This window comes from Vibrio fluminensis (genome assembly GCF_015278125.1).
Lineage (GTDB): Bacteria > Pseudomonadota > Gammaproteobacteria > Enterobacterales > Vibrionaceae > Vibrio > Vibrio fluminensis.
Genome location: NZ_JADILO010000029.1, coordinates 47424 through 58321, shown reverse-complemented (window position 1 = coordinate 58321; position 10898 = coordinate 47424). Strand labels below are relative to the sequence as shown.

Here is a 10898-nt window from a genome sequence, read left to right as displayed (position 1 = left end):
TGAATTGACTGTGCTGATACCGAAGTATCAATTGGTCACTCAGTTCATTGAAATCGAATTTGAAACCCCTCTTTATAAGAGAGAATTTCTAATTGGATTATCATCAACGAGTGCCCACACAGATTGATAGGTTCTTATTTTTAAAGAGCTTTTTCTAACTTTCGTGATACTCAGTATCTCGTCGTTAGGGGTGCGTATCTTACGCTTCCCAATTTGAGAGTCAAGCGTTTTTTTAAACTTTCTTTTCTCTTCTTTTCCTTCACAGACCGTGACTTGCGTCGCACTCCGTGTCGGTGAGGCGGCATTATAGGGAGGTTTGAAAACATGACAAGGCTTTTTTCAAAAATAAATTCTGTTCGCATAAAAACTAAGCAAATCTTTAAAAATAGGATAAAATTTCAACATTTGAGTCATGTCACATCATCACAATGGAAAAAGGCCAACCATATACGTAAGATCCATGTGTCTATTTTGTTAAGAGTAGACAGTTAATTTTCTCTGACCTAGAAGTAGTATTCTGATTATGAGTTCAAATAAATCGATAGTATTGATAGTCGCTATAGCAGTGCTTGGCGGTATTATCTTTTCTCAGATAAATATCTCTCCTGCTATTAGCTTTGTTATTGGTGTTGTTGCTTCCGCTTTTGTACTTAAATTCTCAAACGCAACAACGATTGAAATGAGCACGCCTCTTAATGACCCTGCGACCAAGACTTTATATGTCGGCAATTTACCTTACAAAGCCAACGAGTCACACGTTAAAGAGTTATTCGCCAAACATGGTGAAGTGTTTGCGGTTCGACTAATGAAAGACAAACGCACAGGTAAAAGAAGAGGGTTTGGTTTTGTTGTTATGGCTGCCACTGATGCGGAAACAGCCATTGCAGGATTAAATGAAAAGGATTATATGCAGCGGACATTAAAAGTACGCATTGCCAATGAGCCTAAATCTCAAGAGGAAAGGGACGAACTGGACTAAACCCTAACTTACTTAACGCACTATTCAGCGCATCTTCTTGCCAAGGAGTTGCGCTGGAATAAATTTCTCTCTTTCCTCGCTCACCTTGTCCAAACTCTACCGCTAGCAATTCTTGTACTCGACGTGCTATTGCCAACCCGGAGTCAACTAACATTACCTGCTCAGTTAAGACACTTTGTATTTCTTCTTTTATCAAAGGAAAATGTGTGCAACCTAATACCGCCACGTCTACCTTACCAATGAGTGGTTCGAGTAATTGAGTCATTTCCTCAATGCAGACCGACTTACCCCTCAGTTTTTCCTCAGCTATATCAACTAAGCGGGTTAAACCAAGCATCTCTACTGGCTTATTTTGAGAAAAGTCACGAATTAGGTCATGGGTGTACTCACGCTGGACGGTGGCAGGTGTCGCGATTAAACCTACCGCTTTATTCGCGAGACTTGATGCCGGTTTGATCGCGGGCACGACACCAACAACTGGGATAGAAAGAATTGCACGTAGTTTTGGTAGCACAATAGTGCTTGCGGTATTGCACGCAATAACCACGAGATCAATTTTTAGCTTAGCAACCATGGCTGAAACTAGTCGCTCCACTCGCTCAATCAAGGTTTGACGCTCTAACTCTCCATATGGATAAGCCGCATTATCAAACAAATAGTAGTAATCAAGCTGCGGTAAGCGGGCAACTATCTCTTTATATACAGATAAGCCACCGACGCCGGAATCAAAGATAAGAACCTTGGGTTGCTGAGTCACAGAGTATTTCCAGTAATGAAGATGACGCGATCATACCCTTGGATTTACTTTTCGCAATATCTTGGCGGTATATCTTTGGTGAGAGAAACGCTCTCCATGCTCTACCTGATTTAATTGCAGCTCTAATACACCATTGAAGCTCGCTGTTTCAGTCACTAAGGTATGGAACTCACCATTTTCTCCACAAGGGTCAACATCGCTTGGTAATTCAGCCAGTAGAGTTTGATCATACCAACGACCGCATAACTCTCTTGAGATTCGCGAACTGTCTGCCGTAACCAGCATCGTTTGGATACCTCTTGCGATTATCTCAACGGCTAGCTTCTGTGGCTCTTGTCCCAGCAATGGGAACACGCACTCCCACCCAGCAGGTTCTATATAGCTACGTCGATAGTCGGCGATACCATTACAAAACATGTCACCAAATGCCACACAACTAAACTCCAGCGTTGAACCTCTTAAGCCTTCGACAACTAGCGATTGATAGACCTCATTACTCGGAAAGACTTCCGGCAGAGCAATTTTCACTAACGGTAAACCAAGCAGGTCCGCTTGCATCTCTACCACTTCGATCGGTGTCGCTTGGAAGGGAACTTCGTCTTCTAGGTAAGTGGTGAACAGGCCAACAACATGATATTGGTCACTGTCCATTAAGCGCTCTAGGGTAAGCGTTGAATCTTTACCAGAAGACCAACTAACGATGACGTTTTTTTTCATTTTTATCTCTGATAGGAAAAAACCGCCCGAAGGCGGTTTTGGGATTAGAACTGCATTGTTGCATTAACAAAAAATCGTCTTTCTGGAGCATTGTACCCAGGAGACGTTTGGTATTCTTTATCCATTAAATTGTCCACTCGACCTCGAACCACAAGATCTGAACTAATCCAGTAACCAACAGAAACATCCCACAAACTCAGTGAAGACATAATGTTTTCTGGGTCATAGCTTTCCTTCGGGCTACCAAGACGCTCTCCTGTGTAGGTATAAGTGACATTGAAATCAAAATCACCATATGAGCCATCAACCAACCACTTAAAGTTTTCATCTGCTCTCTTCGCTAACTTGGTACCACTGGAGTCTTGATGATCCTTGAACTCCGCGATTAATGTATGACTTAACATTGCGGTATCAAATCCAACAATAACCTCTACACCTCTTAATTCTGCATCCACATTGAGTGGATACCATGGTGAGCCTTCATACCAAATAATCAGATTATCAACATCGTTGTCGTATACTGATAGCTCTAAACTAAAGAGCTCATATTCGCCAAGGTAACCAATTTCTCTATTTAGCCCTTCTTCAGCGTCAAGATCTGGATTATTCGATAGGTCAGCATAGCTTGGAGCTTTAAATGAAGTGCCAATATTTACTCTTACTTGATGATTTTCATTAAAATGATATGCACCACCCAGTGACCATGTATTGTAGCTATCATATTCATCATGCTTATCGTGTCGTACTGCGCCAGTTAGCTGCACGCCACCAAATGTCGCATCTGAAGACAAGTACGCCCCCATCGTATCTCTATGATCGCCAGCCAAGCTATCAAGCCCCCAACCCATAGAGTCTTTCGAAAGCTCTTCTCTTCGCCAGTCAGCACCAGCGCCAAAATTAACGCTCTCGTTTAAATCGTAGAGATTAAAAAACTGGACTGTCGTCAAGTCGATATCCCGCACAGTACCCGCATTATCTGGCCCTTGAGCCTGTGAGTACTCAATAGATTCTATCGCCTGCTGATTTAAACGAAAAACTGAACTAAGGTTTTCACCTCGATACTCTATATCTCCGGTAATGCTTAGATTCTTTGTTGAATTGTAGTACTTGCCACCTTGATTATATTGGGACAAGCTATCAATCCACATTACAGATAAATTGCCAAAAAAGTTTCCTGTAAAGTTGTTTGAATACGCTGCATATAGGTTTTGGTTTTCATAACCAAAATCCATTCCTGTACCTGATTCAATGATATCAAAGCCATCTGTAGACTCATAACCACCAGCGAACTTCAAGCTACCTTCGTTCTCAAAAACTTTTTCAGCAACGAAGCTTCCTTCTCTTTGGCTGTCACTACCTGCTCCAATAGAAGCTTGCGCTCCATTCTTTGCAACTGTAGATTTTGTGATGATATTAATTACACCAGCAATAGCATCTGAACCATACAAGGCAGAACTAGCACCGCGGATAACCTCTACTTGTTCGATCAGATTGACAGGTATGTAATTAAAAGAGACACCACCAGATGCGCCTTGTATTCTAACGCCATCGACCAGAACTAGTACTTGGTCACTATTATAGCCTCGCATGTAAATTGAAGCATTCTGACCACGACCACCGTTTTGTGTTATTTCAATGCCTGGAACTCGCTTTAATATATCAACGATAGATTTGGCTTGAATATCTTCGATTTCATGTCTGTCGATTACTGTTATCGATGCCGTTACATCTTGAATAGGCTGCTCAAAACGGTTCGCCGTGACAACAACCGTTTCGTCGGCTGTTTCGGCTAGAGAATAAGGGGCGTAAGAAAGCAGTGACCCAACAGTCACAGCTAGAATAGAACGGTTCATTTTTTTATCCTAAATCGCGTAAATCCTACTGAGCTGAAGGTTTGCTTCCAATTGTGTGCTCAGTTGCTGGCAGGTATTCGGACTTAAGAGCTTTACATCGTAATCTACTAACTCGACTTCCCACACCATGCTAGGTGCAGTGTCTTATGAGGGTTCGTTCTCTATTACCGCTGCGCGTCAGTTCTGGTTTCTCACCAGATTCCCTTTTCAGCCATCTATACTTCTAGATAGCACCAGCTTCGCAGAGATGGTATTGAACCGTTGGTTATTTGTCCAGCAAATATCTGATGGCGCTATAATTTAGTAACAATTGATAGAATTGATATCTCATTTTCTTACGCGAAAGTTTGCCCTACGCCTTCGCAAAACTGGACATATGGTTGATATCGAATAAAATCTGCGCTCTTAACTAAAATGCACCATACAAAGGTTATTACTATGGCGAGTCTTGATGTAAATCCACAGCACTATCAGCAACAATTGGCTGAGAAAGTTGAACGTCTCAATGAGATGTTTGCTCAATACAATGTGCCAGAGTTAGAAGTGTTTGAATCACCAGAGCAGCACTACCGTATGCGTGCAGAGTTTCGCGTGTGGCATGAAGGTGAAGACATGTACTACATCATGTTTAACCAAGAAACTCGTGAAAAGTATCGTGTTGATCAATTCCCGGCAGCAAGTCGCCTCATCAATGATTTAATGCCATTACTCATGGATGCAATGAAAGACAACGAGTCTTTACGTCGCAAACTGTTCCAAGTTGATTTTCTATCGACACTAAGCGGCGAAGTTCTGGTTTCTCTGCTTTACCATCGTCAACTGGATGATGCGTGGATTGCAGAAGCAAAAGCACTCAAACAACGCCTAAATGATGAAGGTTTCAACCTAAATCTGATTGGTCGCGCACGTAAAATGAAGATCGTTCTCGACCAAGACTTCGTAGTAGAAAAGCTGGATGTTAATGGTAAGCCATATATCTACCAACAAGTAGAAAACAGCTTTACCCAACCGAATGCTAAAGTTGCAACCAAAATGCTGGAGTGGGCGGTAGACTGTACACAAGACAGCGAAGGTGACTTACTGGAGCTTTACTGTGGTAACGGTAACTTCTCTTTGGCGTTGGCACAAAACTTTAACCGCGTACTGGCGACAGAACTGGCGAAGCCATCGGTTGAATCTGCACAGTACAACATCGCAGCTAACAAGATTGATAACGTACAAATTATTCGCCTATCTGCGGAAGAGTTTACCCAAGCAATTGAAGGTCAACGTGAGTTCCGCCGCCTAAAAGATGCAGGCATCGATTTAAACAGTTACAACTGCAACACCATCTTTGTCGATCCGCCGCGTTCGGGTATGGATATTGATACCTGTAAAATGGTGCAAGGTTACGAGCGTGTACTTTACATCTCTTGCAACCCAGAGACATTGAAAGAGAATTTAGACGTGCTAAGTGAAACGCATAACGTGACACGTTTCGCTCTATTTGATCAATTCCCATACACCCACCATATGGAAGCGGGTGTAATGCTTGAACGTAAGTAACGAATATCCTTACAACGTTCAATTATAGCGATAAAAAAACGAGCCCTTAGGCTCGTTTTTTGTTGTGCTTATTCAGCGACTTTTTCTTCTTTCTTGGACATATAGCCAAGTTTCTTACCAATCCATAGCATCAGTAGCATTGATACCATAATGGCGAAGAAGTTAGAACCTGCATCTGGATATTGAGCTTTCAAGAAAGCTGAGTGGCCAAATGCGCCAACAAAGAAACACGCTAAACCTACTAGAGGAATATCCTCCGAAACAGGGTTAGTCAGATACTCTTTGTAAAGCGCTTGAACTGCCAATACCAGCGCAATGATTGGGAAAATTGAGAAGCTAACCTCACTCATTGTTAGCCATGAAAGCAATGAGTCACCACACATACCTGCGATTAGAGCAAGAACCAGTGTTTTCTTTTCCGAACCATGATTAATTGGATTATTTTCATTAGACATTAATCTATCCCGCCTTTTAGTCGGTTACGTTCACGTTCTTTGCGATACCAATAAGCCCCTTTGGCTATCATTCGCAACTGCATGATCAAACGTTCAGCTAAAATTTCACGCTCACGTCGATCGAGATCTAGAGCTTCTGCGCCTGAACTGAATACTAATGTGACTGACGCTTCTGCTTGGGTGAAGGCTTCGTCGCGGCTCATTCCCGTACTAATAAGGAACTCTGTCAACTCAGCAGCAAAATGCTGAATCTCTCGCGCTACAGCAGTTCGGAAAGCGAAGGAAGTGCCTGAACGTTCACGCAATAATAGGCGAAAAACGTTTGGACTACTCTCGATGAACTCCATGAAGGTTTCCACAGAGGTGCGAATAACACTGCCCTCTTTGACAATCCGTTGACGAGCTTGACGCATCAGTTGACGCAGCAACAAGCCTCCTTCATCTACCATGGTTAATCCTAACTCATCCATATCCTTAAAGTGACGATAAAATGAGGTAGGAGCGATTCCCGCTTCACGCGCGACTTCACGCAGACTCAGATTTGAAAAACTTCGATCTGCACTCAACTGATTAAATGCAGCATCAATTAATGAACGACGCGTTTTCTCTTTCTGCTGCGCGCGAATTCCCATGGTTTTCATTCTTTAATTTCTACTTTTCCTGACAAGGGATTCCCTAATATACAATGATTCTCCTTACGACTTAAGCCTTTCCTTTCTAGGGTGAAATAAACCCCAGTTGAGTATCAAATACAATCCTTTCACCTCAAATTAGAGATCTCACACAGAGTAAAAAAGACAAATTTCATCTGTTCCACGTGATCACATCGACTCTCTAGTGTGACAAACATTTACCCACAGCGAGAAATCGTTAAAATCACGCTAAAGCAATGTTAAAACAGTATAACAAGGAATTAGTTATGGCCGTAAGCAATCATTTTGATGTCATTGTAATAGGAAGCGGGCCGGGTGGCGAAGGGGCCGCTATGGGGCTGACTAAAGCCGGTCTTAACGTCGCCATTATAGAAAAAGAAAGTAGTGTTGGTGGTGGTTGCACGCACTGGGGAACCATCCCATCGAAAGCACTCCGTCACGCGGTAAGTCGTATCATTGAGTTCAATAACAACCCTCTATTTTGTAAAAATAATACCAGCTTACACTCCACCTTCTCCAATATTCTTAGCCACGCTAAAACTGTAATAGATAAACAAACTCGACTACGCCAAGGCTTCTATGATCGCAACGAGTGTACGCTTTTATTTGGTGCTGCTCGCTTCACGGACGGCAACACTGTCGCCGTCATGCAAAGTGACGGTAGTGAAGAAATCTATACCGCCGACAAGTTTGTGATTGCTACTGGCTCTCGTCCATACCGTCCTGACAATGTCGACTTTAACCATGAGCGTATCTACGATAGCGATTCAATCCTTAGCCTCAAACACGATCCTCGCCATATTATTATTTATGGGGCGGGCGTAATTGGTTGTGAGTATGCCTCTATCTTCCGCGGACTTGGGGTAAAAACCGATCTAATCAATACACGAGACCGTCTGCTAAGCTTCTTGGATAATGAAGTCTCTGATGCTCTCTCCTATCACTTCTGGAATAGTGGCGTAGTGATTCGTAATGACGAAACCTACGAGCAAATTGAAGGTACTGAAGATGGTGTGATTGTCCATCTACAATCAGGTAAGAAGATGAAAGCTGACTGTATCCTTTACGCCAATGGCCGCACAGGTAATACAGAAAAACTCAATCTTTCTGCACTAGGGCTTGCCGCCGATTCACGCGGTCAGTTAAAGGTCAACAGTAATTACCAAACTGAAGTCGAGCATGTGTTTGCGGTTGGCGATGTGATTGGTTACCCAAGCTTAGCAAGTGCCGCCTATGACCAAGGCCGATTCGTTGCACAGGCGATCACTAAAGGACAAGCGGATAACTACCTGATTGATGATATTCCAACCGGGATTTATACCATTCCTGAAATCAGCTCTGTGGGCAAAACAGAGCAAGAACTCACAGCAGCTAAAGTGCCTTATGAGGTTGGCCGCTCGTCTTTCAAACACCTTGCTCGTGCTCAAATTGCGGGTAAAGATATTGGTAGCTTAAAGATTCTCTTCCATCGCGAGACGAAAGAAATCCTAGGTATCCATTGTTTTGGTGAGCGTGCCGCCGAAATCATTCATATCGGGCAAGCCATTATGGAACAAAAAGGCGAAGCAAATACCATCGAGTATTTCGTTAACACCACGTTCAACTACCCAACCATGGCCGAAGCTTATCGCGTGGCCGCATTAAATGGCTTAAATCGACTGTTTTAATCGTCGAATTTAGTCAGTAAAAAGCCGCTTTAATCAGCGGCTTTTCAGTATAAGTTTAAGCAAGAAAACGGTCGTTATGCCATTGGTAGGCCAGTACTATCGCTAAGGTAATACCCCGCATCGCCATGAAACTGAGCATTGCTAACCATAATGCGTGATTCTCCAAACCAGAGAACAAGTAAAAAATAGCGAAGAAGCAACTCGTGGCAACGAACATACCATTTCGCATCTCTCGCCCTTTTGTCGCGCCAATAAAAATACCATCCAATAGAAAGCACCACATGGAGACAAGCGGCATTGCCACCAACCAAGGCAAGTAATTCAGAGCAGTCTCATGAACCGAATCAATGTCGGTGATCAAATTGATCAACCCCGATCCTGCCACAGCAAAAACCAACGTCAACGTTGTACAAATAATGAAACTCCAGAAAAACGTTCCTATTAATGACTGGGATAACTGCTGTCGATCTTTCGCGCCAATCGCCTTGCCCACCATCGCCTCCATTGCATAGGCAAACCCATCCATGCCATAGGAAATCAACATCAGAAAACTCATCAAGACGGCATTAGCGGCAACGATTTCATCACCGAAGCTCGCTCCTTGAAACGTCATAAAGGTAAACGTTGCCTGTAAGCACAAAGACCGAAGAAAGATATCCCGATTGAGCTTCACAAAACGCATGATGCCATTAGACGTCTCTTTCAGCAGTGATAAAAATGCTGGCAGTTGCTGTTTTCGCCACGTGTGAGCGACACATAAAAGACCAAAACTTGCTCCTGAATAATCCGCAATAACTGAAGCAAGCGCTGCCCCTTCCACTTTCCAACCAAACCCAATAACAAATAGGATATCGAGCACGATGTTGGTTAGGTTAGTAATGATTACCATCCACATCGGTGCTTTGGCGTTCTGTGTACCAAGCAACCAGCCTAGTAATACAAAGTTTGCCAATGCAGCAGGCGCACTCCAAATACGAACAGTGAAATATTGCTCAGCATAGTGTTTTACTTCCGCACTGGCGTCACTGTAAGTGAAGATGAAATCGCTAAGCCAAGGGTGTAACGCTAAGATAAAGCAGGCAAAACCCAATGCCATCATTAGGCCCTGAACAAAGACAAGACCAAGTTGATGACGCTCACTTGCACCACATGCTTGGGCGGCTAACCCTGTCGTCGACATGCGTAAAAAACCGAGCAGCCAGAAAGTCACACTGATTACCATGCCACCTAACGCCACACCGCCTAAATACCAAGCATGCTCCAAATGACCAATCACCGCAGCATCGACCAGACCGAGCAGCGGAACTGTCACATTAGATAGCACCATAGGAATCGCGAGCGAAAGCACTTGCTTATGCATCGCTCGATTAGAGAGAGTTTGAAAAATATCCACGAAATTACTACTTTGCACTCAAGATGCGCAAAGTGTAACTGGATCACCAGCGAAGCAGAACTACTACTGGTGTGAGACGACGTTTAATCGATGAAAAGTTGGTAAGCAGACGCTGCCACCACTTCCAGCGATTACAATGTTTATCGAGAGGAGAAAAGATCCGCACACGACGCAGCCAAGGTAGGTATTGCAGCATCGCATCTCGAGCAGACTCATAACCGTGAGCATATTGCCCAGACCCCATTCCTTGCCCGAGCTTAGTTTGACTTAAATCCCCTGCGAGAACGAGACAAGCCCTGGCATCATCAAAATGACGCCCAAGCGCTTGAACAAAACTGGCTACTTGAGGCTGCTGAATATCAAGCAATGCGTGTTCGCATACCAACATTACTGGCGCTTTTTCAGGAATATTAAGCTCATCTAGCCATGAAAGGTCTGTTACGCTTCCACAATGATGGTGGTAACGCTCACTATTGTGGAATAGCTTCTGACGCCACAATAAGTTTTCTGTCACATCAAGCTCTATCCAATGGCAAAGACCATTATCAACACGGTAAAATCGCGTATCGAGCCCTGCTCCAACATTAATAATCCAGCCATCGGGGTTTTGTTTAAGGAAGGCGTTAACTTGGTCATCACACAGTTGTGTGAGTGTCGCATGAAGTAATTGCTTTTGAGCAATATCACCAGCAAAACATTCAGGTGCTAACTTACAACGATGGCAAGCACTTGCGGCGATCGGGTCGTAAACCAAACCATCATCCGCTAAACTTTCTCGGCTACGAAACCATAATGGCTGCAGCAAATTTGCAGGGATCTGATAGCGCGTTTTAGGGGATCGTTGCGGGCCAGCCATTATCATCGTCCTTAATTAGCAAT

At 43.5% G+C, this 10898-nt stretch carries 10 protein-coding genes and 1 riboswitch; of the genes, 3 read left to right on the top strand and 7 right to left on the bottom strand.

The features are described 5' to 3' along the window. Positions 1 to 523: 523 nt before the first annotated feature. Entirely contained in the window at positions 524 to 979 is a 456-nt protein-coding gene (locus IRQ95_RS17105) for an RNA recognition motif domain-containing protein (RefSeq protein ID WP_194438153.1), read from the top strand. Here IRQ95_RS17105 and murI read toward each other — a convergent pair. The 3 genes from murI to IRQ95_RS17090 are packed head-to-tail and all read right to left on the bottom strand — an operon-like array spanning position 945 to position 4306. Beyond that, positions 945 to 1736: a glutamate racemase gene (gene murI, locus IRQ95_RS17100; protein ID WP_194438151.1), complete on the bottom strand. Its 792-nt coding sequence runs from the start codon at positions 1734 to 1736 to the stop codon at positions 945 to 947. The genes IRQ95_RS17105 and murI overlap by 35 nt on opposite strands. A gap of 30 nt (positions 1737 to 1766) precedes the next feature. Then, entirely contained in the window at positions 1767 to 2459 is a 693-nt protein-coding gene (locus IRQ95_RS17095) for a Dph6-related ATP pyrophosphatase (protein WP_431358062.1), read from the bottom strand. Between the two features lie 38 nt (positions 2460 to 2497). Then, positions 2498 to 4306 carry a TonB-dependent receptor domain-containing protein gene (locus IRQ95_RS17090; RefSeq protein ID WP_194438146.1) on the bottom strand — a complete coding sequence of 603 codons (1809 nt, stop codon included), beginning with the start codon at positions 4304 to 4306 and terminating at the stop codon, positions 2498 to 2500. 51 nt (positions 4307 to 4357) lie between these two features. Continuing rightward, positions 4358 to 4559, bottom strand: a riboswitch (cobalamin riboswitch). Positions 4560 to 4744: 185 nt separating this feature from the next. Between IRQ95_RS17090 and trmA the strand changes: the two genes are divergently transcribed. Next, entirely contained in the window at positions 4745 to 5851 is a 1107-nt protein-coding gene (trmA, locus tag IRQ95_RS17085; RefSeq protein WP_194438144.1) for a tRNA (uridine(54)-C5)-methyltransferase TrmA, read from the top strand. Positions 5852 to 5919: 68 nt separating this feature from the next. Here trmA and IRQ95_RS17080 read toward each other — a convergent pair whose 3' ends face one another. Both IRQ95_RS17080 and fabR read right to left on the bottom strand, forming a co-directional pair. Beyond that, positions 5920 to 6306, bottom strand: coding sequence for a YijD family membrane protein (locus tag IRQ95_RS17080; protein WP_194438142.1), 387 nt, complete (start codon positions 6304 to 6306; stop codon positions 5920 to 5922). Next, positions 6306 to 6947 carry an HTH-type transcriptional repressor FabR gene (fabR, locus tag IRQ95_RS17075; RefSeq protein ID WP_075649217.1) on the bottom strand — a complete coding sequence of 214 codons (642 nt, stop codon included), beginning with the start codon at positions 6945 to 6947 and terminating at the stop codon, positions 6306 to 6308. Before fabR ends, IRQ95_RS17080 begins: the two co-directional genes overlap by 1 nt. A 248-nt stretch (positions 6948 to 7195) precedes the next feature. Between fabR and sthA the strand changes: the two genes are divergently transcribed. Then, a complete protein-coding gene (sthA, locus tag IRQ95_RS17070; protein WP_194438141.1) occupies positions 7196 to 8626 on the top strand; it encodes a Si-specific NAD(P)(+) transhydrogenase in 1431 nt (476 codons plus the stop codon). A gap of 55 nt (positions 8627 to 8681) precedes the next feature. On the opposite strand, the gene dinF is transcribed toward sthA, so the two are convergent. Then, positions 8682 to 9986: an MATE family efflux transporter DinF gene (gene dinF / locus IRQ95_RS17065; RefSeq protein ID WP_194438157.1), complete on the bottom strand. Its 1305-nt coding sequence runs from the start codon at positions 9984 to 9986 to the stop codon at positions 8682 to 8684. 76 nt (positions 9987 to 10062) lie between these two features. Further along, positions 10063 to 10875: a class I SAM-dependent methyltransferase gene (locus tag IRQ95_RS17060; RefSeq protein WP_194438140.1), complete on the bottom strand. Its 813-nt coding sequence runs from the start codon at positions 10873 to 10875 to the stop codon at positions 10063 to 10065. Positions 10876 to 10898 lie beyond the last annotated feature (23 nt).